A 23,524-nucleotide genomic window follows, 5' to 3' on the forward strand; every position below is an offset into this window, starting at 1 on the left:
ACAACCGCGCGCCCACACTAAAAAGCGCGCCGCTTCTAATATATCGTTCGCCGCCCATCCCGCTGGACCTTTGTCGACAATGAAGTGCCTGGTCATAAACCTAGATCGGTCCCCGGACCGACTTGCACACATAAGTGCAGAGTTCGCCCGGATCGGCGTCGCGTTCCAACGCGTTGCGGCGGTCGATGCACGCAGCCACCCTGAACTCGGGCAGCAACCGCAACATCCGAATTATGCGTCCCGGCGTTTGTTGGCCAGCGAGGTCGCCTGCCTGCACAGCCACCGCGTCTGCTGGACGATGCTGGCGCAGGACGAGGCTCGCTACGGCGCCGTTTTCGAGGATGACGTGGTTTTTTCAGCAAAGGCCAGTCCGTTGCTCGCTGACGACGGATGGATTCCGCCCGATGCCGACATTGTCAAATTGGAAACGTACTTCAAGAAGACCCTCATCCACCGGCGAAGGATCGCCGCCGGTCATGGTTTTTCCGCGTTCAGGCTTTACAAGAACCATCCGGGGACCGGGGGTTACATTATCTCCAGACAGGCCGCGCGCGATCTCCTCGAAGCGACTGAAACGATCAATATCACCGCCGACGATCTACTTTTCACCCCGGCGTTCGGGGTCTCATCCAGCAAGACGATCTACCAGCTCGTCCCTGCGCTGTGTGTGCAGGACCAGTTCGTCAGCGACCGACTGCCAAGCCTGCTTGGCCAAGAGCGGGATGCCGCAAGAACCGGTAATGAGCTTGCCGCGAAACGCAGAAGCCCGACGGCTGAAAGAATAATGAGGGAAGGCGGACGGACAGCGCGGTGGGTTCTCGGCTTCTGCAGAGGTCGGCGACACATCGTTGTCCCCTTCGAGACGACTGGGAAGCCGACTAATCTTGCCTGACGGCCGGCAAGTCCATATCCGGCGCCGCAGGAATGCGCTTGAGCTCCGCCGGAAGGCAAGCCCGACCGACATCTATGGCAGGAAGCTCCAAAGCCTGCCAAGACAAATATAGAGCTCCGCGTTGCTTCCACCTTGCCAGTGGCGAGCGGACACAGAAATTGAATCCTGCTCTATCCAAAATATCGATAGTGATTCCAGCCAGGCGATGGTAAACATCCGTGTTTCCCTGTTTATTTACAAAAACCAAGTCCTTCTCATAAATAAAAGACTCTGGTTCCGCATGTGCTTAGAGCGCCATAAGAAAAAAGTTTTGTTGAAGAAATGAAGTGTCTGGTCATCAACCTCGATAGATCCCCCGACCGGCTTGCCCATATGACGGCGGAGTTTGCGCGCATCGGCCTCGGATTCGAGCGGGTTGCCGCAATCGATGCAAGGGACCGGCCAGACCTCGCGCTGCAGCGCCAGCATGCACGATATGCGGTGCGACGTCTGTCCGGCAGCGAGATCGCATGCTTGCACAGCCATCGCGCCTGCTGGGCCATCATCGCGCAAGACGACGCGCCGTACGGCGCCGTCTTCGAGGACGACATGGTGTTTTCCGCGAAAGCCGATAGGCTGCTTGCCGATGCGAGCTGGATCCCCGCCGACGCAGATGTCGTCAAGCTCGAGACATTCTTCCACACAACCGTGATCCAGCGGGAGAGGTTTCCCGTCGGCGGCGGGTTTTCCCTGTTCAGGCTCCGCAAGAACCATATAGGGACGGGCGGATACCTGCTCTCCCGGCAGACGGCACGCGCCCTTCTCGAGACAACCGCCGATGTCAATGTGGCGGTGGACAATCTCATCTTCGATCCCACATTCGCGATCTCGACCGGCAAGACGATCTACCAGCTTGTTCCGGCGCTCTGTGCGCAGGACCAGTTCGTGGGCAACAGGTTGCCGAGCCTGCTCGAACAGGGTAGGGAGGCCGAGTGGGTCGCAAGCGGGCTCGCCAATGGACACAGGATACGGGCACTCGCGCGTATCCGCAGGGAGGCCAGCCGGGCAGCGCGGCAGATCACCGATCTGTGCAGGCTACGGCGGCAGATTGTCGTCCCGCTCGCTCCAGTCGAGGCAAACGACTAGAGCGTTTGCGGGATTGACAGCAGGCCCATACCCAGCGCCGCGAAAACACGCTATAGACGCCGCCCAAAAGGCAAGGCCGACCGGTATCTATGGCAAAAATCTCCCTGAAGCTCGATGAACTGATCGACGGCGAAGCCTTGCGCCGCGAGATGACCGCGCTGACCACGGCCAGCGCCGGCGACGGTTCCAGCAAGGCCATCCGCACGGCCGTCCTTCAGCTTCTCAAGGGGCGTCTCGCCGAGGGCCGCAAGACAGCCGAGGCCATGCTGAGGCAAGATGGCGGCGGCAATGCCTGCGCCGAACGGCTGTCGCACCTGATGGACGAACTGATCCGCTCGCTCTACGATTTTGCCGCAACCCATGTCTACCGGGTGAAGAACCGATCCTCGGCCGAACGCATGGCGGTCGTTGCCGTCGGCGGCTATGGCCGCGGCACGCTGGCGCCGGGATCCGACATCGACCTTCTGTTCCTGCTGCCTTACAAGCAGACGCCATGGGGCGAACAGACGGTCGAATATATGCTCTACATGCTGTGGGACATGGGGCTGAAGGTCGGCCATGCCACCCGCAACATCGATGAGTGCCTCAGGCTGTCGCGCACCGACATCACCATCCGCACCTCGATCCTGGAAGCCCGTTTCCTGTGGGGCGAACGCAAGCTCTATGACGAGTTGATGCTGCGCTTCGACCATGAGGTGGTGCGCACGACCGGCCCGGAATATGTGCAGGCCAAGCTTGCCGAACGCGACGAGCGCCATGCCAAGGCCGGCGAAAGCCGCTATCTGGTCGAGCCCAACGTCAAGGACGGCAAGGGCGGCCTGCGCGACCTGCAGACGCTGTTCTGGATCGGCAAGTATTTTTACCGGGTGCGCACCGGCGAGGAACTGGTCGAAAAAGGCGTCTTCACCGAAGCCGAGTACCGCGAGTTCCAGAAGGCCGAGGATTTCCTGTGGGCGGTGCGCTGCCACATGCACTTCCTCACCGGCAAGGCCGAGGAGCGGCTGCATTTCGACATTCAGCGCGAGATCGCCGAACGGCTCGGCTATACGACCCATCCCGGCCTGTCGGCGGTCGAACGCTTCATGAAGCACTATTTCCTCGTCGCCAAGGATGTCGGCGACCTGACTCGCATCTTCTGCGCCGCGCTGGAGGAGGAGCAGGCCAAGCATGTTCCCGGCTTCAACCGCATCTTCCTCACCTTCCAGCGCCGCAAGCGCAAGCTTGCCGGCACGTCGGACTTCATCGTCGACAACCATCGCATCAACATCGCCGACGACGGCGTCTTCGAGCGCGACCCGGTCAATCTTCTCAGGCTGTTCTGGTTTGCCGACAAGCACGGGCTGGAATTCCATCCCGATGCGCTGAAACTGCTCACCCGTTCGCTCGGCCTGGTCAACAAGTCGCTCAGGCGCGACGAGGAAGCCAACCGGCTGTTCCTCGACATATTGACCTCGGACCGCAACGCCGAGCTCAACCTGCGGCGGATGAACGAGGCGGGATTGCTGGGCCGGCTGATCCCGGATTTCGGCAAGATCGTCGCCATGATGCAGTTCTCGATGTACCACCACTACACCGTCGACGAGCACCTGATCCGCTGCATCGGCGTGCTGGCCGAGATCGAGCGCGGCGACGGCGAGAAGGTGCATCCGCTGTCGCATGCGCTGATGCCCGGGCTGAAGAAAAGCCGCGAGGCGCTCTATGTCGCCGTCCTGCTGCACGACATCGCCAAGGGCAGACCAGAGGACCATTCCGAGGCCGGCGCCAGGATCGCAAGGCGGATCTGCCCGCATATGGGGCTTTCGCCGGCCGATACGGAAACTGTCGCCTGGCTGGTCGAGAACCACCTCGTCATGTCTATGACGGCGCAGACCCGCGACCTCAACGACCGCAAGACGATCGAGGACTTCGCCTCGATCGTGCAATCGGTCGAGCGGCTGAAGATGCTGTTGATCCTCACCGTCTGCGACATCAGGGGCGTCGGACCGGGCGTGTGGAACGGCTGGAAGGGCCAGTTGCTGCGTACGCTCTACTACGAGACCGAACTGCTGCTGACCGGCGGCTTTTCGGAGGTCTCGCGCGCCCAACGCACGGCGGCGGCGCGCGAACGCCTGGCCGAGGCGCTCGCCGACTGGCCCGACAAGGCGCGCAAGCGCTATGTCGGGCTGCATTATGAAAACTACCTCCTGACGGTGGACCTGCCGGACCAGCTTCGCCACGCCGAATTCATCCGCGAGGCGGACGCGGCGGGCAACAAGCTCGCCACCATGGTCAAGACCCACCAGTTCGAGGCGGTTACCGAAATCACCGTGTTGGCGCAGGACCATCCCCGTCTTCTCTCGGTGATTGCCGGGGCATGCGCCGGCGCCGGCGGCAACATCGTCGACGCGCAGATCTTCACCACGTCGGACGGCCGCGCGCTGGACACGATCCTGATCTCGAGGGAATTCGACCGCGACGAGGACGAACGCCGGCGCGCCGAGCGTGTCGGCCGGCTGATCGAGGACGTGCTGTCGGGCAAGAGCTGGCTGCCGGAGATGATCGAGAAACGCACCAAGCCAAGGCGCGGATCCAAGGTCTTCAAGATTCCGCCACGCGCCGAAATCCGCAACGCATTGTCGAACCGGTTTTCGGTGATCGAGGTCGAGGGGCTCGACCGCCCCGGCCTGCTGTCGGAAATCACCGGAACACTATCCGACCTGTCGCTCGACATCGCATCGGCGCATATCACCACCTTCGGCGAGAAGGTCATCGACACCTTCTATGTCACCGACCTGACCGGTCAGAAGATCGACAACCCGGCCCGCATCGCCACCATCCGCAACCGGCTGATAGCGACGCTCGAAGGTGTAGCGCTCGAACGCGGCGGCAAGGCCAAGGCAGCCGCCGAGTGACGGCCATCATCCCCTTCTTCCAATCCCACAGGCAGTTTGCGAACGCATGAGTCTCGTCAAGAAATTCGCTACCGTCGCGTCCGGCACGCTGATGAGCCGTGCGCTCGGTTTCGGCCGCGAGATGCTGATGGCGGCCGCACTCGGCACCGGACCGGTCGCGGACGCCTTCAATGCCGCCTTCCAGTTCCCCAACACCTTTCGCCGGCTGTTCGCCGAGGGCGCGTTCAATGCCGCCTTCGTGCCGCTGTTCGCCAAGGAGATCGAGACACACGGCACCGATGGCGCCAGGCGTTTTTCCGAAGAGGTGTTCGGGGTGCTGTTCACCGCGCTCCTGGCGCTGACCATCGCCATGGAACTGGCCATGCCGCTGATCGTGCGCTACCTGGTGGCGCCGGGCTTTGCCGACACGCCGGGCAAGTTCGAGACGACCGTCACGCTTGCGACGATCATGTTCCCTTATCTCATCTGCATGTCGCTCGCCGCCATGATGGCGGGCATGCTGAACTCCTTGCGGCGCTATTTCGCCGCGGCAATCGCGCCGGCTTTCCTCAACATCATCCTCATCAGCGTGCTTGGCTATGCCTGGTATCACGGACTGGATGCACACGCTGTCGGCTTCGGCCTGTCCTGGGGCGTGCTGGCGGCCGGCGTCGTGCAACTCGCCATCGTCTGGGTGGCGGTGCGCAATGCGGGCATCTCGATCGGCTTCCGCCGGCCTAGGATGACGCCGAACGTGAAGCGGCTCCTGATCCTGGCGCTGCCGGCGGCGATCACCGGTGGCATCACCCAGATCAACCAGCTGATCGGAACGGCCATCGCCTCCGCGCAGGACAGTGCCGTGTCCTCGCTGGCTTATGCCGACCGCGTCTACCAGTTGCCGCTCGGTGTCGTCGGTGTAGCGGTGGCGATCGTGCTGTTGCCCGAACTGTCGCGGGCGCTGAAGTCAGGCAATCTGATCGAGGCAGCCAATCTGCAGAACCGTTCCGTCGAATTCACCCTGTTCATGACCTTGCCGGCGGCGGCGGCGCTCTGGGTGATGGCGGAACCGATCGTGCGGCTGGTCTATGAGCGCGGCGCGTTCGCCGCCAACCATTCGACACCTGTCGTGGCGGCGATCCTGGCGATCTTCGGTCTCGGTCTGCCGGCCTTCGTGCTGATCAAGGCCTTCACCCCAGGCTATTTCGCCCGCGAGGATACGCGCACGCCGATGATCTTCGCCGCAATCTCCGTGGCGGTGAACGTCGCCACCGCGCTGACGCTGTTCCCGAGGATGGGTGCACCCGGCATCGCCGTGGCCTCCGCCGTTGCCGGCTGGGTCAACGCGCTGATGCTGCTTGCCGTGCTGATCCGGCGCGGCCATTGGGGCCGCGACGTGCCGCTGTTGAGGCGCATCCCACGGCTGGTGCTGTCGGCGGTGGTCATGGGTGTCGCCCTCTATTTCGCCGAACGTTGGTTGGCCACAAGGATCGGCCCCGGCTCGCCGCTGGTCGTCAAGGCGACGACGGTGCTGGCACTGGTGGCCGGCGGGGCGCTGCTCTATTTCGTCACCGCTTTCGCCACCGGCGGCGCCGATTTCGGCATGATCCGGCGCAATGTGGGGCGCCGGAGGACAGAAGCCGGCCCGTCCGTGGCAAAATCAGAACTCGACGAATAGATCGGCCGAGCATCCCGCCTGGCCGGTCTTGATCCCGCCCGCGCTCTCGTCCATAAGCGCGCCGTCGCAGACTTTCGCCGCGCGCGGTTTCCAGCCGCATGATTGGCTCCGAAAAGTCCGCAACTTTTCGGAATCACGCTTATACGGCCCTCCACAAGCCATGAGGAAAACCATGTCCGCCTTCAAGCCACTCGTCTTCTCCGGTGTTCAGCCGACCGGCAATCTGCATCTCGGCAACTATCTCGGCGCTATCAAGAAATTCGTCGCCCTGCAGGATACGTCCGACTGCATCTATTGCGTTGTCGACCTGCATTCGCTGACCGCCCAGCTTGTCCATGACGACCTTGCCGACCAGACGCGGTCGATCACCGCGGCGTTCCTCGCCTCCGGCATCGACCCGAAGAAGCACATCGTCTTCAACCAGTCGCGGGTGATGCAGCACGCGGAGCTCGCCTGGATCTTCAATTGCGTGGCGCGCATAGGCTGGATGAACAAGATGACGCAGTTCAAGGACAAGGCCGGCAAGGACCGCGAGAACGCCTCGCTGGGCCTGCTTGCCTATCCCTCGCTGATGGCGGCCGACATCCTGCTTTATCGCGCCACCCATGTGCCGGTGGGCGAGGACCAGAAGCAGCACCTGGAACTGACACGCGACATCGCGCAGAAATTCAACAACGATTTCTCCGACCGCATCGCCGGTCTTGGCGTCGGCGTCGAGATGAGGATAGGCGAGGAGACGGTGAACGGCTATTTCCCGCTGACCGAGCCGGTCATCGGCGGGCCGGCAGCGCGCATCATGTCGCTGCGTGACGGCTCCAAGAAGATGTCGAAGTCGGACCCGTCGGACCTGTCGCGCATCAACCTGACCGACGATGCCGACGCCATCTCGAAGAAGATCCGCAAGGCCAAGACCGACCCGGAGGCCTTGCCGAGCGAGGTCGACGGGCTGGAAAGCCGGCCCGAGGCGGAGAACCTGGTCGGCATCTATGCCGGTCTCGCCGAGATGTCGAAGGCCGATGTGCTTAAGGAATTCGGCGGCCAGCAGTTCTCTGTGTTCAAGCCGGCGCTGGCCGATCTCGCGGTGGAGAGGCTGGCGCCGATCGCCACCGAGATGCGCCGTATCCAGGGCGACCGCGCCTATGTCGACGCCGTGCTGCGGGATGGCGGCGAACGCGCCGGCGTGCTCGCCGAAACGACGATGAAGACGGTGCGCGACATTATCGGGCTGCTGCAGGGCTGAACGCGGCGCACAACACTGGCACAAGGCCGGCGGCTTGCCGCCGGTCAGCGGCGGTGGCAGATTGCGGCCGAAAAGACACCGAGTAGATAGACATGGTCTCCAAACGCCTCAGCCGCGAAGCCGGTCACCGCAGGAAATTCCTGACGATCATCGACGACACGCCGGAATGCGAGCGCGCCGTCGCCTACGCCTCCAAGCGGGCGCAGAGCACCAGCGGCACGCTGGTGCTGCTCTATGTCATCGTACCGGACGACTTCCAGCACTGGCTGGGGGTCGAGAAGATCATGCGCGAGGAGGCGAACGCCACGGCGCGCGCGGCGCTGGACGGCTACGCCAACAAGGTGCGGCAGAAGCTCGGCATCGAACCGGAGATGGTGGTGCGCGAAGGCAAGCCGACGGAAGAGATCCACAAGCTGATCGAGGAAGACCAGGACATCGCCATCCTCGTGCTCGCGGCCGGCGCCGGCAAGGAAGGTCCTGGACCGCTGGTCGGTGCCGTGGCAGGCAAAGGTGCTGCCTTTCCGATCCCGGTGACCGTGGTGCCACAGAATTTGTCGGATGAGGAGATCGACAGCCTCGCCTGAAGTGTATCGACATACGGGTGATGCCGGCCTGCAAATGGCGGCTTCCTGCGCTTCCGGTGCTCAAGTGCTTAACTACGCTCCGCTCCGGTTCTCGGAAACCATCATTTTCGATTCGGCCTGACCCGAATCTCGACACACTTCACAGTGCTTGGCATGAGTCGCAAAACATTCCGCCAGCCAGCCGTTCCTGCGATGCGTTTCGCTTGAATGTCCAGCCGATAGAGCCTATTTAGAACTATTCCAAACTAGTTGCCCAAAACGGGCATGGAGACGGCCATGTTCATCCAGACCGAGTCGACGCCCAATCCGGCGACGCTGAAATTCCTGCCCGGCAAGGAAGTGCTCCTAGAAGGCACCGCCGATTTCCGCGATGCCGACAGTGCGGCCATTGCCTCGCCGCTGGCTGGGCGGCTGTTCGAAATTCCCGGCGTCACCGGCGTGTTCTTCGGCTACGATTTCATCACCGTGTCCAAGGACGGCCCGGACTGGCAGCACCTGAAGCCGGCGATCCTCGGTGCGATCATGGAGCATTTCATGTCCGGTGCGCCTGTCATGGCCAAGGCCGGCCCCGCCGCCGAGACCAGCCAGACCGGTGAATTCTATGACAAGGCCGACGAGGAACTCGTCATCACCATCAAGGAGCTGCTCGACACGCGGGTGCGCCCAGCGGTGGCGCAGGACGGCGGCGACATCACCTTCCGTGGCTTCGAGAACGGCACCGTGTTCCTGCACATGAAAGGCGCCTGCGCCGGTTGCCCGTCTTCGACGGCGACGCTGAAGCACGGCATCCAGAACCTGCTTCGCCATTTCGTGCCGGAAGTGCAGCAGGTCGAGCAGGTCTCTTAGACGGCAATTTCCTACCCACGGACAACAAAAAACCGGGCCGAATTGCCCGGTTTTCTGTTTGGGACGTCCGTTGTTGCCTAGACGGTCCGCGTATGAAAGGCGACTTCCAGTTTAACCACGATCTGCCGGAAAAGCGGACAGGCTTTCCGGGATCATGGTCTAAAGAACGATGACCTTGGCGCCGACCTCGGCGCGATTGTAGAGGTCGATGACGTCCTGGTTCATCAGCCGGATGCAACCCGACGACATGGCCTTGCCGATCGAGTTCCATTCCGGGCTGCCGTGAAGGCGGTAGCCCATGTCACCGCCCTTGTTGAACAGGTACATGGCGCGCGCGCCGAGCGGGTTCTTCAGGCCCGGCTCCATGCCGCCGGCGAACTTGGCGAGTTCGGGCTGGCGCTTGATCATCTGCGAAGGCGGCGTCCAGGTCGGCCATTCGCGCTTGATGGCGATATGGGCGGTGCCGTGCCATTCGAAGCCCTCGCGGCCGACGCCGATACCGTAGCGGATTGCCCGGCCATCGCCCTCGACGAAGTACAGGAACTTGTTCTGCGTATCGACGATGATGGTGCCGGGCTTTTCCTTGGAGTCGTAACTCACTTCCTGGCGATGGTACTTCGAGGGGACCTTCTCGATCGGGATACGTGGCAGCTGGTAACCGGCATCGGTCACCGCGCCATAGTCGTTGGAGAACATCTGCCCGCCGATGGTGCTGCAACCGGCAATAGCAGTGGACAGCGCCAATGCGGCGATTATTGCAAGCGACTTCATGCGCATGTGGTGATCCGGTGCCCCGCCCAAACTAGAGCGGCACGAGTCGGCCGCTTTCTCGCCATCATTCATGCTGGCATTTGCTTTGCTTGCCAAGCACACGATGCCTATATGCGGGGACTTACGTGCTGGTATGCGTATCACTATGGCATTTCGGCAACATACTTCACCGGATTGTGAAGGAAATTCAATGGGCCTGAATCGCAGGCCCGCGAAACTCGAGGATCCGTCATGAATGTCGGCGACGCCGCTCACCGCTCAGGCCTGCCGGCCAAGACCATCCGCTACTATGAGGAGATCGGCCTGATCGCGCCCGCGCGCGCCGCCAATGGCTATCGCGATTATTCGGGCGACGATATCCACCGGCTGGCCTTCCTGCGCCGCGCGCGCAATCTCGGCTTTTCGATAGACGATTGTCGCCAGCTGATGGCGCTCTACAAGGATCGCGGCCGCGCCAGCCACGACGTGCGCGCAATCGCCGCCGCCCACGTCACCGCCATCGAGGAGAAGGTGCGCGAACTGCAATCGATGCGCTCGACGCTGCAGAAGCTCGTTCACGCCTGCCATGGCGACGAGCGGCCGGACTGCCCGATTTTGGATGACATGGCGGGGGCGGCGTTGGCCGGCGGCAAACCCAACCGCGGAAGCGATAGACCACCTGTTGAAGAGGGTGGCCTGGGCGAAGGCGGAGTTAGCCGCCTTGCCACGCGCTCGTGAAGCCGCCAGCATGGGTTCGTGTGGTATATTGCGCGCTCTGATATCAGCGTAGGGTAAAAGTACTGCCGCTGGTCGCCGGCCGGTGACCCCAATGACCGGAGAGAGCGCATGACCCGCGACCAGATGCTCGCCCACCTTCGCGCCGCCGATGCGGTCGCCCGCGAGGCTGCCGCGCACGGCCACCATCCGTTCGGCGCGGTGCTGGTCGGCCCCGACGACGCAATCCTCATGCGCCAAGGCAATATCGACACCCTGCATCACGCCGAGACCGAACTTGCGCGGCGCGCGGCGGCAGCCTATCCGCCGGAGTTTCTCTGGACATGCACGCTGGTCTCGACGGGCGAGCCCTGCGCGATGTGCACCGGAACGCTCTACTGGGCGAATATCGGCCAGCTGGTCTATGGCTTCGAGGAGACCGAGCTTCTCGCGCTGACAGGCGACCATCCCGAAAATCCGACGATGAGTCTGTCCGCGCGAATTGTGCTCGGCTCTGGGCAGAAGAAGATCGAGGTCCACGGCCCCTTCCCCGAAATTGAGGATGAACTTGTATCGGTGCACCGTGGCTTCTGGCAGCGGTAGTGGCTCCCCACGTCCCGCGAAAGGTCAGAAAGAGCGGACCGAACATAGGCGCAATGTGGACCACTGCTACATGGACTCGAGCGGAAACGCCGCCCTTCGTTCGAATGACGCCAACCGGTCAACCCTGCGATATCCTGGTCAAAGCTGACGGCGAACTCCCAAATCCCCAAATTTGCCGCCGCCAGTCAGGCTCGGCGGTTTTGCCCGTATTGATGTCCCCCCAAACCGCCGAGCCGCCCCGGTCAGCCGGCAAACTCCCTCCAGGTCTGTCAAATACATAATCGCCGTTAAAAACCGGGTTCAAACCGTGAACAAAGTCTGGCATGGTGCCTGCCATGCCAATCATCTCCCCGATTCTCCTGAACCCTCTGATCGACGGTCGCCAGTCCGAGCGCGCCATGCTGGTGCGGCGGGGCGTGCAGCGGTTGCTGATGCAGATGGGCGCGCATGTGCTGCCCGAGTTGTCGTTGGCCACCGGCCGGCGCGCCGATCTCGTGGCGCTGACGCGGCAGGGCGATATCTGGATTATCGAGATCAAATCCTCGATCGAGGATTTTCGCGTCGACCGCAAATGGCCCGATTACCGGCTGCATTCCGACCGCTTTTTTTTCGCCACACATCCCGGCGTGCCGGCCGAAATCTTTCCCGAGGAATGCGGCTTCATTCTCTCCGACGGCTATGGCGCCGAGATCTTGCGTGATGCGCCCGAGCACCGCATGGCGGCGGCGACGCGCAAGGCGCTGATGCTGCGCATCGCGCGCGCCGGCGCGGCGCGGCTGCTGGCGGCGGAACTGGCGGGTGTCGCGGTGCCGGTGCTGGAGGGGGAGAGCGAGTAATCGCAGCCCTGAAATTGACGCCCGCCAGATGCTCCAGCCCGGAACGGCTACTCCGTCTCTTCCTCGCCACCCACAGCCGGGGCCATCAGCAGCACCGCGGCACCAAGCAGCGCGGCGATGAAGGAACCGGCAAGGATGCCGACCTTGACCGCGTCCTGCAGCGCCACGTCGTTGGCGAAGGCGAGCAGGCCGATGAACAGGCTCATGGTGAAGCCGATGCCGCACAGGAGCGAAATGCCGATCATGTGCGGCCAGCCGGCGTTGGCCGGCAGGTCGGCGAGGCCGAAGCGGATGGCGAGCGCGGAGGAGCCGAAGACGCCGACCAGCTTGCCGACGACGAGACCGGCTGCGACGCCCAGCGTGAGCGGCTCGATCAGGGCGCTAAAACTCAGGCCGGTGAGCGAAACGCCGGCATTGGCAAAGCCGAAGATAGGGATGACGATAAACGCCACCAGCTTGTGCAGGCCGTGCTCGAGCCGGTGCAGCGGCGAATGGTCAAGGTCGTGGCCGATGCCGGCCGAGCGTTCGAGCGGAATGGTCAGCGCAAGTGCCACGCCGGCCAGCGTGGCATGGACGCCGGACTTCAGCACCAGTACCCACAGGATGGCGCCAAGCACGAGATAGGGCACAAGGTTCATCACCCGCATACGGTTGAGCAGGACGAGCACGGCAATCACGGCGAAGGCCGCGCCGAGATAGGCTAGCGACAGGCCGCTGGTGTAGAATATGGCGATGATGATGACGGCGCCGAGGTCGTCGATGATGGCAAGCGCGGTCAGGAAGACCTTCAGCGAGGCCGGCACGCGGCTGCCGAGCAGCGACAGGACGCCGAGCGCGAAGGCGATGTCGGTGGCGGTCGGGATCGCCCAGCCGGACAGTGCGGCCGAATTGTTGCTGTTGACGGCGACATAGACCAGCGCCGGCACCACCATGCCGCCGGCCGCCGCGATGCCGGGCAGCACCCGGCGTGGCCAGGTCGAGAGCTGGCCGTCCAGCATCTCGCGCTTGATCTCCAGCCCGACGAGCAGGAAGAACACCGCCATCAGCCCGTCATTGACCCAGTGCGAGACGCTGAGCGGGCCGAGATAGGCGTGGAGAACCGAGAAGTAGGTCCCGGCGAGCGGCGAATTGGCGACGATCAGGGCAAGGGCGGCGGCCACCATCAGGATGATGCCGCCGGCCGCCTCGCTGTCGAGGAACTCGCGGAAGACGGAAACCGGCCGTCGCTTCAAATCCTGCATGTCGCCTCCGTCATGCCGCCTGCCGGCGTGCGTCATTTGCAATGATGCGCAAAGTCCGGCCGCCGGGCAAGCATGGGACCCTTTTCAGCGCCTCGGAGACTGTTTCGAATTCGCTCTGACTGGTCATATGGTGGTTGAGAACCGCAGCGCAGCGGACATTCGTCCGTGAGCAAGGGAAGCGCAGAAAACGCCGCCAGATGGCCGCCAGAGCAGAATTTCCAAACAGTCTCTCAGCGCGGCGCGCGCTTGGCCAGGATCCGCTGCAGCGTGCGGCGATGCATGTTGAGCCGGCGTGCGGTCTCTGAAACGTTGCGCTCGCACATTTCGTAGACGCGCTGGATATGCTCCCAGCGCACGCGGTCGGCCGACATCGGGTTTTCCGGCGGCGCGGCGCGCTCGCCGGTGGTGCGGGTCAATGCCGCAAAGACATCGTCGGCGTCGGCGGGTTTCGACAGATAGTCGACGGCGCCGAGCTTCACCGCCGTCACCGCGGTGGCTATGTTGCCGTAACCGGTCAGGATGATGGTGCGGGAGTCCTCACGCTTCTCGCGGATGGCGGCGACGACATCGAGGCCGTTGCCGTCGCCCAGCCGCATGTCGACCACCGCATAGGCGGGCGGATTGGCGCGCGCCTTGCCCACGGCCTCCTCGACGCTCTCCGCCGTCTCGACCACGAAACCCCTGGTTTCCATGGCACGGGCCAGACGGGTCAGGAACGGCTTGTCGTCATCGACGATCAGAAGCGAGGTGTCCTCGCCTTCAACCATAGGCCCACTGTTCTCATCGCCTGTCATCGTCTCGAAAATTCCTGCTGCCTTATTTTTACGCAGATATAGTTTTGCGGGGCCATTGTCCAATTTACGCAGTGTCAAACATGGTGGCTGGGGCCGATTCCGGGTTCAGGAAGACGCTTCTCGGCCACGAAATCCGCACCACGGCCCCTTCGCCGAGGCCGCTCGAATTGCGAAAGTCGAGCGTGGCGCCCGAACGTTCGAGCAATGTCTTGGCGATAAACAGGCCGAGCCCGAGGCCGCCTCCGGCTTCCGTGCCCTGGCGTGTCGACATGTAGGGTTCACCGATGCGGTCGATGATCTCGGGCGGGAAACCCGGGCCGTCATCGGTGATCGAGAAGGAGACCGTCGCCTCGTCCCAGCTCCAGCGCACGGTGACGCTCTTGCGGGCGAAATCGACCGCGTTCTCGACCAGATTGCCGAGACCATAGATGACGCCGGGATTGCGGCGCCCGACCGGCTCCGGCCCGGTCCGCTCGCCAGGGCGAAGCTTGATCGAGATGCCGAAGTCGCGATGCGGCGCCGTCACCTCCTCGACCAGCGAGGTCAGTGGCAGGCGGGACAGATGTGCCTCGCCCTCCGACGACAGGCTGGTCAGGCGCTTGAGGATTTCACGGCAACGCTCGCTCTGAGAGCGCAGCAGCTTCACGTCTTCCCCGTATTTCGGATCGCTGCCGAGCGCCTTTTCCATCTCCTTGGCGACGAGCGTGATCGTGGCGAGCGGGGTGCCGAGTTCGTGCGCCGCCGCCGCCGCCAGCCCGTCGAGCGCGGAAAGGTGCTGCTCGCGCTGCAGCACCAGTTCCGTGGCGGCGAGCGCGTTGGCCAATAGCCGGGCTTCGGCGGCCACCCGGAAGGCGTACATGGCGGTGAAGGCAATGGAGGACAGCACCGCCATCCACATGCCGGCGACATAGATGAAGGGCATCACCAGGGGCGCGCCTTCGTACCAGGGCAGCGGCAGATGGCGAAAGACCAGCAAGGTCGCCGCGATCATGACCAGCCCGCCGAGGATGGCGGTGAGGCGAAGGGGCAGCGACGTCGCCGAAATGACGACGGGCACGGTCATCAGCAGCGAGAACGGATTGGTCAGGCCGCCGGTCATGTAGAGCAGGCCGGCAAGCTGCAGGCTGTCGAAGATCAGGATGCCGAAGGCAGCGAACGGCGTGAGCCGGTGCGCGGCCGGAAAGCGAAAGGCCAGAAACAGGTTCATCCAGGCCGAACAGGCGATAAGGGCAAAACATAGACTGACCGGCAGCGGGAATTTCAGGCCGTAGGCGACGACGAGCACCGTCACGCTCTGGCCGACAATGGCCAGCCAGCGCAGCCGGATCAGCGTGTTGAGGCGCAGTCGCTGGCTTTGCTGGAAGTCGGGCGTGTTCAGGATGTTGATCATGGCCATGGATTACAGCCGCAAACCAGCAAAGGCTAGGTCCCGCGCGGCTTGGCGCGGGCGGTGGCGGCGGCGAGCAATGGGTTTTCCGGCCAGACATGCTTGGGATAGCGGCCGCGCATGTCGGCGCGCACATCGGTCCAGGAGCCGCGCCAGAAGCCAGGCAGGTCTCGGGTCGTCTGGATCGGCCGGTGCGCCGGCGACAACAGTTCAAGCGTCAAGGGGACGGTGCCGTTGGCGATCGACGGATGGCGGTCGAGGCCGAACAATTCTTGCACGCGCACCGCCAGAACCGGCCATTCGCCGTCATAGCGGATCGGCACATGGCTGCCCGACGGGGCATCGAAATGAGTCGGCGCCAGTGCTTCGATCTTGCGTTGCAGGTCATGCGGCACGAGCGACGCCAGCCCGGCCGCGACGGTTCCGGGATCGATGGCGGCCAGGGAGGCCGCACCGGACAGAAAAGGCAGCAGCCAGTCGTCGAGGCGCGCGATGAGCGCTTCATCCGACATGTCGGGCCAGGGCTCGCCCAAGCCCTTGTGCAGCCAGGACAGCCGGTGGCGCAGCGTCTGCGCCTCCTTGCTCCAGGTCAGAAGGGAAAGCCCATGCTCGCGCAGGGCCTCGATGATGGCGCGGTCGGCATCGGCGCCGGCCGGCGGCGGCAACATGCGTTCGGCGAGCGTGATGGCGCCAAGGCGCACGGTTTCGCGCACCCGCACGGCGCGCCTGTCGCGATCGAAACTCGTCTGCCGGCGCGTTTCGATCCTGCCGCCAAGTGCTGCCCGGATGTCCTCCTCACTGCTTGCCGCAGCCGCCGTAATGCGGGCATTCTGCGCCTTGCCCTGCAGGTCCGCGACGACCAGAAACGGCTCGCCCGCCAGCGGGTCGCCGGCGTCGAGCATGGCGCCGGAACCGTTGGCCAGCACGAAACGGCCGCGCTCGCCGCGCGCCTTGGCGACGCGATCCGGCCAGGCGTGGATGAGCAGGGTTCCGGCTGGAACAGCTCCGCTGGTCTTCGCACCGCCTACATGCCTGGCCAGGCGCTCGGCAAGCTGGCGCGCCGACGTGGCACGCGGCGATCTTTCCGTGCGAAAGCGCATCAGTCGCCGTTCGAGGTCGGCACCGTCACCGCCAAGGCCACGCTCGGTCAGCAGCACGGCAAGCATGGCCGCCTCACCACCATGACCGCTGCTGGCCGCTTCGGCGACCATATGCGCCAGCCGGACCGGCAGAGCGAGCTTGCGCATCGCAGCGCCGGCGTCCGTCAGCCGCCCTGCTTCATCGATGGCCCCAAGCGCCCGCAACAGCGCCCGTGCTTCATTGAGCGCGGGAGCCGGCGGCGGATCGAGGAAAGCAAGACTGACTGGATCAGCGACACCGAAGGCGGCGCAGTCGAGCAGCAGACCCGACAGGTCCGCCTCGAGGATTTCCGGGGGTGTGAAGGCGGGAAGTGCGGCCGTCTGCTCGGCACGCCATAGCCGGATAGCGACGCCCGCCTGCGTGCGGCCGGCGCGGCCGGCGCGCTGATCGGCGGAGGCCTTGCTGACGCGCACGGTTTCCAATCTGGTCAGTCCGCTGGCCGGCTCATAGCGCGGCAGCCGCGACAGGCCGGAATCGATGACGACGCGCACGCCGTCGATGGTGATGGAGGTCTCGGCGATGGAGGTCGCCAGCACCACCTTGCGGCGGCCTGGCGGCGCCGGCTTGATCGCCGCGTCCTGCGCCTTGCCGTCGAGCTGGCCATAGAGCGGCACGATATCGGTGTCGGCGCCGACCTTGCCGGCCAGCCGCTCGGCGGTGCGCTCGATCTCGCGCTGGCCGGGCAGGAAAGCAAGCACGCTGCCGCTCTCGTCGGCAAGGGCGGCGCGGATCGCCTTGGCCATGGCGTCCTCGATCGGCACACCGGCCGGCCGCTCGTCGTATCTGACATCGACGGGGAAGGCGCGGCCCTCGCTTTCGATCACCGGCGCGCCCGACAGGAGTTTCGCGACCCGTGCGCCGTCGAGCGTTGCCGACATCACCAGCAGACGCAGATCCGGCCGCAGCGCGCCTTGCACATCGAGGGCAAGAGCGAGACCGAAATCGCCGTCGAGCGAGCGCTCGTGGAATTCGTCGAAGATGACCGCCGAAACGCCGGGCAGTTCAGGGTCGTCGAGAATCATGCGCGCCAGCACGCCCTCGGTGACGACCAGGATTTTCGTCCGCGCCGAGGTGCGGTTTTCCATGCGCATGGCGTAGCCGATGGTGGCGCCGGGCTCTTCCCCCAGCAACTCGGCCATGCGGCGCGCGGCGGCGCGGGCGGCGAGCCGTCGCGGTTCGAGCAAGACGATCTTGCTCGTGCCCAGCCAGGGCGCATCGAGCAGCGCCAACGGCACCAGCGTGGTCTTGCCGGCACCGGGTGGCGCCACCAGCACGGCGCTGTTGCCAGAGCCGAGCGCCTCGCTCAGCGCCGGCAGCACGGCGGATACCGGAAGTTCCGGCAAGGGTTTGGTCGTCATTACGCCCGCATATCAGCGGTCGCGGGCGCCGTGCAACTTTATCGCACCAGGCCTGGTTAGAGCCGTGCGCGGGAAAACGGATTCCAGCGCACCGTGCCCAGCCGCACTTCCTCGCGCACCATGGTCAGCAGGCCCGATCCGCCGACGACGGCGAGGCCGACAAGCGACAGCCAGTCCGGATATTCCTGGAAGAACAGCGCGCCGAGGATGACCGCCCAGACGATCTGCGAATAATGCGTCGGCGCAATCCGGTTGGCCGGAGCGTATTTGGCGGCCAGCAACTGCAGCAATTGTCCACAGGCGGTGAAGGCGCCCGCCATCACCAGCCATGCCAGCTGTTTTCCATCCGGGACGGTGAAGGAGGTCGCGGCGGCGCCGATGCCGTTGAACAGCAGTCCATAGCCGATCAGCACGCCGAGCATGGTCGTGCGTTTTTCCTGCTGCGCCAGCGACCGCATCAGGATGACGTTGGTGGCGGCGAGGAAAGCGATGGTGAATGCGGCAATGTGACCAAGGTGCAGCTCGCGAAAGCCCGGCCTGACAACCAGCATGACGCCGGCAAAGCCGGCGACCACCGCCAGCCAGCGCCAGGGCCCGACCTTTTCCTTGAGGATCACGGTGGACAGAATGGTGACGCAGAGCGGCGCCAGAAAGATGAGCGCATAGGTCTCGGCCAGCGGAATGGTGGTGAAAGCATAGACGCTGAGCACGCCCGACGCGATGCCGGCCCAGGCCCGCGCCTGCACCGCCCAGGGACGTTTGGCACGCCAGAAATCACGCCAGCGCTCGTTGGCCGGCCGGCTGAAGAAGAGGAAGCAGCCGGCAAACAATGTCGAGAAGAAGCCGATCTCGAACACCGTGAATTGGCCGCCCAGGCTCTTGATAACGGCATCGCTGCCCGAATAGCTTGCATAGGCGATCAGGGCGAGCAGGATTCCGTTCGGCACGTTTTTCATTTCCGGGAGAGAAAGTTGAAAATACTGGCGCTCGGTGCCCATCCAGACGACATCGAGATCTTCATGTTCGGTACGATGGCCGCCTATGCCGCGCAAGGTGCAGAACTCACTTTTGCCGTGGCTACCGATGGTGCCAGGGGCGGCAACAGCGATCCCGCTGTGCTGGCTCGTGTCCGGCGCGAGGAGGCAATGGCCGCGGCCGCGCTGCTCGGGGCGGCAGCCCGCTTCCTCGACTTTCCCGATGGCGGGCTGGTGGCCGACGCCGCGCTGATCGATGCACTGAAAACACTGATCAGCGAGATCGGGCCGGACCTGGCGATCACGCACGCGCCCAACGACTATCATGCCGACCACCGCGCGCTGTCGGACGGCGTGCGCATCGCTGCTTCGTTCGGGGTTCCGGTGCTGCATGCCGATACGATGGGCGGCACCGGATTCTCGCCGACGCACTATGTCGATATTTCCGCCCATGCCGACATCAAGGCCAAGGCGATCCGCATGCACCAGTCGCAGGACCCGGACCGCTTCGTTGACATTGCACTGACGCAAAACCTTTTTCGCTCGGGCCAATGCAACGGCGCGCAAGGTTCGCTGGCCGAAGCCTTCCGCTTCGAGCCGACATTTCCCTTCGGCGACATCCGCGCGCTGCTGCCGCCGGCGCCACCGATCCGGACGGTGATGGTGAGCACCAAACGGGTCGACTGAACCCGCGGACGATCGGCCAGGGGTATCGCATTCCGCGCTCGTCCGCTTGATGCGGCGTTTTTCTCAACTTTTCAGAGACCGGCTTCAGCATGTTGCGGCGCAGCAACGAATTCGCTTGCCTTGTTTAGTAAAAATTGCATCACTAAACAAATTACTAAACATCCGCGGCGCGACGACGCCGCCATGTTTGGGCCTCTGAGGAGAGAGGTTGAGGGATCTTGAGACCGTCATCCGGACGTGTTTCGCAAATGGGAGGAAGGCATGAAATCGAGCTTGAAACTGGCGTTGGGACTGACCTCGGCGATCGCAGCGTCGACAGCCGTCTCGAACGCCGCGCACGCTGAAGACCTGACGCTGTGCTGGGCCGCCTGGGACCCGGCCAACGCGCTGGTCGAACTGTCCAAGGATTTCACCAAGGAAACCGGCATCGGCATGAAATTCGAGTTCGTGCCGTGGACCAACTACGCCGACCGTTTCCTCAATGAGCTGAACTCGCATGGCAAGCTCTGCGACCTGATCATCGGCGACAGCCAATGGATCGGCGGCGCGGCCGAGAACGGCCATTACGTCAAGCTGAACGACTTCTTCGACAAGGAGAAGATCAGCATGGACGACTTCGTGCCGGCGACCGTCGTCGGCTATTCGGAATGGCCGAAGAACACGCCCAACTACTGGGCGCTGCCGGCCATGGGCGACGTCGTCGGCTGGACCTACCGCAAGGACTGGTTCTCCAAACCCGAACTGCAGAAGGAATTCAAGGAAAAGTATGGCTGGGACCTCGGTCCGCCGGCCACTTTCGACCAGCTGAAGCAGATCGCCGAATTCTTCCAGAAGCGGCAGGTCGACGGCAAGACGGTCTATGGCGCCTCGATCTACACCGAGCGCGGCTCGGAAGGCATCACCATGGGCGCCATGGACGTGCTCTACAGCTACGGCTTCCAATACGAGAACCCGAAGAAGCCCTACGAGATGGAAGGCTTCGTCAATTCGCCAGACGCCGTCAAAGGCCTGGAATTCTACAAGGCGCTCTACGATTGCTGCACCCCTCCGGGCGCCTCGAACAGCTACATGGGCGAAGGCGTCGATGCCTTCAAATCCGGCCAGGTGGCGATGCACATGAACTTCGCCTTCACATGGCCGGGCCTGCAGAAGGACGAGAATGTCGGCGGCGACAAGATCGGCTATTTCGTCAATCCCAAGGGTCCCGGCGGCGCCCAGTTCGCCCAGCTCGGCGGCCAGGGTATTTCGGTGGTCTCCTATTCCGACAAGCAGGAATCGGCGCTGAAATACATCAAGTGGTTCGCCAACAAGGACGTCCAGGCCAAATGGTGGTCGCTCGGCGGTTATTCCTGCCTCAACGCGGTGGTCAAGGACCCGAAATTCCCGGCCAGCCAGCCCTATGCGCAAACCTTCCTCGACTCGATGGCGATCGTGAAGGACTTCTGGGCCGAGCCGAGCTACGCACCACTGCTGCAAGCCTCGCAGAAGCGCTTCCATGACTATGTCGTCGCCGGCCAGGGTTCGGCCAAGGATGCTCTCGACGGCCTGGTCAAGGACTGGACGCAGGTCTTCCAGGACGACGGCAAGATGTAGCCGCGACAACCGCAAGGCTCCTCCCGAGCCATGACGCCGCGTCCCGTGCCGCCCTTGGCACGGGACGCGGTTCAGATAAATTCCATGACAGAGACGAACGAAGTGACCGAAGCAGGACTGACCATGCTCAATCGGACCGCGGAGACCGTTGCCCGGGCGACCCCGGAACCTTTGGCCCGCAAGGTCCGGGGCATCAGCGACAAGGGCCTCGCCTGGCTGTTCATCTCGCCGACGATCCTGTTGCTGCTCGCCATCAACATCTTCCCGCTGTTCTGGGCGATCTACCTGTCGTTCACCAATTTTCGCGCGAACCGGCCAAACGAGGTGGTGAAGAACCTCGGCTTCGCCAATTACCAGCGCATCCTTGGCGACCAGGACATCTGGATCGCCATGCAGACGACGGCGCATTTCGTGTTCTGGACCATCCTGTTGCAGACGCTGATCGGCTTCACGCTGGCCTGGCTGATCGACCGCAAGTTTCGCGGCCACGCTTTCTGGACGACGCTGATCCTGGTGCCGATGATGCTGTCGCCGGCGGTGGTCGGTAATTTCTGGCGCTTCCTCTACGAGCCGCAGATCGGCCTGTTTTCCTATGTCATCTCGTTCGTGTCGGGCATTCCGCCGACAAGCATCCAGATGCTTTCCAACGTCTCGCTGGCGCCGTGGTCGATCATCATCGTCGATACCTGGATGTGGACGCCCTACGTGATGCTGATCTGCCTCGCGGGCCTGCGCTCGATCCCCGAATATATTTATGAAGCGGCCGAGGTCGACCGCGCCTCCAACTGGCGGCAGTTCTGGTCGATCACGCTGCCGATGGCGCTGCCCTTCATCATGCTGGCGGTGCTGTTTCGCGGCATCGAGAACTTCAAGATGTTCGACATGGTCAACCTGCTCACCGGCGGCGGGCCGGGCTCGACCACCGAAGTCGCCTCGATCACGCTGAAACGGCAGGCATTCGAGAGCTGGCGTACCGGCTATTCCTCTGCCTTCGCCATCATCCTGTTCGTCGCGGTGTTCGGTCTCGCCAACATCTACGTCAAGGCGCTCAACAAGGTGAAGCAGAGATGAGCCTGACCACAGCCCATTCGGTCGTCGCGCCCTCGTCGAATTCGAAGCGCATCGCCGGCGCCATCATCATCGCCTACGCGCTGATCTCGATCGTGCCGCTCTTGTGGATCTTCGCCACCAGCTTCAAGACGCCGCCGGATTCGATCGCCTATCCGCCCAAGATCGTGTTCCAGCCGAGCATCGAGGGCTACTGCAACCTGTTCACGACGCGCACCAGGCAGACGCCTGAATATATCAACTCGCTCGGACCGGCGACGGGCTTCTGCGACGAGACCGTGCGCAAGCGCAACATGGTGATCGCCGGACCATCCAACTTCCTGCCGCGCTTCGTCAATTCGCTGATCATCGCCTTCGGCTCGACCTTCTGCGCCGTCTTTCTCGGCACATTGTCGGCCTACGGCTTCTCGCGCTTCAAGGTGCCGCTCGCCGACGACCTTCTGTTCTTCATCCTGTCGACACGCTTCATGCCGCCGATCGCGGTCGCCATTCCCATCTACCTGATGTACCGCGAGCTTGGCCTGTCGGACACCGCCCTCGGCATGATCCTGCTCTACACGGCGGTCAACGTGTCGCTCGCGGTGTGGCTGCTCAAGGGCTTCATCGACGAGATTCCGCGCGAATATGAGGAGGCGGCGATGATCGACGGCTACACGCGGCTGCAGGCCTTCTGGCGCACCGTGCTGCCGCAGGCGACCACCGGCATTGCCGCGACGGCCATTTTCTGCCTGATCTTCGCCTGGAACGAATATGCCTTCGCCGCACTGCTGACTTCCGGCACGGCACAAACAGCGCCGCCCTTCATCCCGACCATCATAGGCGAAGGCGGCCAGGACTGGCCGGCCGTGGCGGCCGGCACGACGATCTTCCTGGTTCCAATCCTGGTCTTCACCATCCTGCTCCGCAAGCAATTGCTGCGCGGCATCACCTTCGGTGCGGTGCGCAAATGATTAGTGTGGGAATAAGTCGCCCCCCACTCCGTCGAGCTTCGCTCGACACCTCTCCCCCGATCGACGGGGTAGAGGAAGGGCGCGAACTTGATTCAGCCAGGCTCCCTTCCTCTCCCCCCGGAGGGGCGAGAGGTGGCGCTGCGGAGCAGCGACGGAGTGGGGGAACCACCTGGCAACCATCTCTCCCTTTGAACGGG

Annotated in this window: 20 protein-coding genes; 14 read left to right on the forward strand and 6 right to left on the reverse strand. The window is 63.6% G+C overall.

Annotated elements, in window-relative coordinates:
- The first annotated feature begins 79 nt into the window (after window positions 1-79).
- The 7 genes from FJ543_RS14265 (at window position 80) to FJ543_RS14295 (ending at window position 9,232) form a co-directional block, all read left to right on the forward strand.
- Window positions 80-892 carry a glycosyltransferase family 25 protein gene (locus tag FJ543_RS14265; protein ID WP_140875648.1) on the forward strand — a complete coding sequence of 271 codons (813 nt, stop codon included), beginning with the start codon at window positions 80-82 and terminating at the stop codon, window positions 890-892.
- 321 nt (window positions 893-1,213) lie between these two features.
- Window positions 1,214-2,017, forward strand: coding sequence for a glycosyltransferase family 25 protein (locus FJ543_RS14270; protein WP_140875650.1), 804 nt, complete (start codon window positions 1,214-1,216; stop codon window positions 2,015-2,017).
- Between the two features lie 89 nt (window positions 2,018-2,106).
- A complete protein-coding gene (locus tag FJ543_RS14275) occupies window positions 2,107-4,908 on the forward strand; it encodes a [protein-PII] uridylyltransferase (RefSeq protein WP_140821556.1) in 2,802 nt (933 codons plus the stop codon).
- Between the two features lie 46 nt (window positions 4,909-4,954).
- Window positions 4,955-6,562 carry a murein biosynthesis integral membrane protein MurJ gene (gene murJ / locus FJ543_RS14280; RefSeq protein ID WP_140875651.1) on the forward strand — a complete coding sequence of 536 codons (1,608 nt, stop codon included), beginning with the start codon at window positions 4,955-4,957 and terminating at the stop codon, window positions 6,560-6,562.
- A gap of 172 nt (window positions 6,563-6,734) precedes the next feature.
- On the forward strand, window positions 6,735-7,802 hold the full coding sequence (gene trpS / locus FJ543_RS14285; protein ID WP_015314174.1) for a tryptophan--tRNA ligase: 1,068 nt from the start codon (window positions 6,735-6,737) through the stop codon (window positions 7,800-7,802).
- Between the two features lie 92 nt (window positions 7,803-7,894).
- Window positions 7,895-8,386: a universal stress protein gene (locus tag FJ543_RS14290; RefSeq protein WP_010913128.1), complete on the forward strand. Its 492-nt coding sequence runs from the start codon at window positions 7,895-7,897 to the stop codon at window positions 8,384-8,386.
- A gap of 276 nt (window positions 8,387-8,662) precedes the next feature.
- Window positions 8,663-9,232: a NifU family protein gene (locus FJ543_RS14295; RefSeq protein ID WP_015314175.1), complete on the forward strand. Its 570-nt coding sequence runs from the start codon at window positions 8,663-8,665 to the stop codon at window positions 9,230-9,232.
- Between the two features lie 159 nt (window positions 9,233-9,391).
- Here the strand turns inward: FJ543_RS14295 and FJ543_RS14300 are convergent, their stop codons facing one another.
- On the reverse strand, window positions 9,392-10,009 hold the full coding sequence (locus FJ543_RS14300) for a L,D-transpeptidase (protein WP_140614905.1): 618 nt from the start codon (window positions 10,007-10,009) through the stop codon (window positions 9,392-9,394).
- Window positions 10,010-10,234: 225 nt separating this feature from the next.
- Between FJ543_RS14300 and cueR the strand changes: the two genes are divergently transcribed.
- The 3 genes from cueR (at window position 10,235) to FJ543_RS14315 (ending at window position 12,135) form a co-directional block, all read left to right on the forward strand.
- Window positions 10,235-10,720: a Cu(I)-responsive transcriptional regulator gene (gene cueR / locus FJ543_RS14305; protein WP_015314177.1), complete on the forward strand. Its 486-nt coding sequence runs from the start codon at window positions 10,235-10,237 to the stop codon at window positions 10,718-10,720.
- Between the two features lie 108 nt (window positions 10,721-10,828).
- Window positions 10,829-11,299 carry a nucleoside deaminase gene (locus tag FJ543_RS14310; protein WP_140723228.1) on the forward strand — a complete coding sequence of 157 codons (471 nt, stop codon included), beginning with the start codon at window positions 10,829-10,831 and terminating at the stop codon, window positions 11,297-11,299.
- 335 nt (window positions 11,300-11,634) lie between these two features.
- Window positions 11,635-12,135 (forward strand): MmcB family DNA repair protein, encoded by a 501-nt coding sequence (locus FJ543_RS14315; protein WP_015314183.1) that lies wholly within the window; start codon window positions 11,635-11,637, stop codon window positions 12,133-12,135.
- A gap of 47 nt (window positions 12,136-12,182) precedes the next feature.
- On the opposite strand, the gene nhaA is transcribed toward FJ543_RS14315, so the two are convergent.
- From nhaA to FJ543_RS14340, 5 genes are all read right to left on the reverse strand, one after another.
- A complete protein-coding gene (nhaA, locus tag FJ543_RS14320) occupies window positions 12,183-13,376 on the reverse strand; it encodes a Na+/H+ antiporter NhaA (RefSeq protein ID WP_140821574.1) in 1,194 nt (397 codons plus the stop codon).
- A 230-nt stretch (window positions 13,377-13,606) separates the two neighbouring features.
- Window positions 13,607-14,170 (reverse strand): ActR/PrrA/RegA family redox response regulator transcription factor, encoded by a 564-nt coding sequence (locus FJ543_RS14325; protein WP_015314185.1) that lies wholly within the window; start codon window positions 14,168-14,170, stop codon window positions 13,607-13,609.
- Window positions 14,171-14,234: 64 nt separating this feature from the next.
- Window positions 14,235-15,566, reverse strand: coding sequence for an ActS/PrrB/RegB family redox-sensitive histidine kinase (locus FJ543_RS14330; RefSeq protein ID WP_015314186.1), 1,332 nt, complete (start codon window positions 15,564-15,566; stop codon window positions 14,235-14,237).
- Window positions 15,567-15,592: 26 nt separating this feature from the next.
- Entirely contained in the window at window positions 15,593-18,055 is a 2,463-nt protein-coding gene (hrpB, locus tag FJ543_RS14335) for an ATP-dependent helicase HrpB (protein WP_140875653.1), read from the reverse strand.
- A gap of 56 nt (window positions 18,056-18,111) precedes the next feature.
- Window positions 18,112-19,002: a DMT family transporter gene (locus tag FJ543_RS14340; RefSeq protein WP_140875654.1), complete on the reverse strand. Its 891-nt coding sequence runs from the start codon at window positions 19,000-19,002 to the stop codon at window positions 18,112-18,114.
- 24 nt (window positions 19,003-19,026) lie between these two features.
- Here FJ543_RS14340 and FJ543_RS14345 point away from each other — a divergent pair, with 24 nt between their 5' ends.
- From FJ543_RS14345 to FJ543_RS14360, 4 genes are all read left to right on the forward strand, one after another.
- The gene (locus FJ543_RS14345; RefSeq protein WP_140875656.1) at window positions 19,027-19,716 is read left to right on the forward strand and encodes a PIG-L deacetylase family protein; all 690 of its coding nucleotides are present in this window, start codon (window positions 19,027-19,029) and stop codon (window positions 19,714-19,716) included.
- 261 nt (window positions 19,717-19,977) lie between these two features.
- Window positions 19,978-21,309, forward strand: coding sequence for an ABC transporter substrate-binding protein (locus FJ543_RS14350; protein ID WP_023772503.1), 1,332 nt, complete (start codon window positions 19,978-19,980; stop codon window positions 21,307-21,309).
- A gap of 123 nt (window positions 21,310-21,432) precedes the next feature.
- Window positions 21,433-22,380 (forward strand): sugar ABC transporter permease, encoded by a 948-nt coding sequence (locus FJ543_RS14355; protein WP_041163577.1) that lies wholly within the window; start codon window positions 21,433-21,435, stop codon window positions 22,378-22,380.
- The gene (locus tag FJ543_RS14360; protein WP_140660526.1) at window positions 22,377-23,327 is read left to right on the forward strand and encodes a carbohydrate ABC transporter permease; all 951 of its coding nucleotides are present in this window, start codon (window positions 22,377-22,379) and stop codon (window positions 23,325-23,327) included. The genes FJ543_RS14355 and FJ543_RS14360 overlap by 4 nt, the downstream gene beginning before the upstream one ends.
- The last annotated feature ends 197 nt before the right edge of the window (window positions 23,328-23,524 follow it).

Origin of the sequence: Mesorhizobium sp. B2-5-7 (assembly GCF_006440875.1) — a bacterium.
GTDB classification, from domain to species: Bacteria; Pseudomonadota; Alphaproteobacteria; order Rhizobiales; family Rhizobiaceae; genus Mesorhizobium; species Mesorhizobium australicum.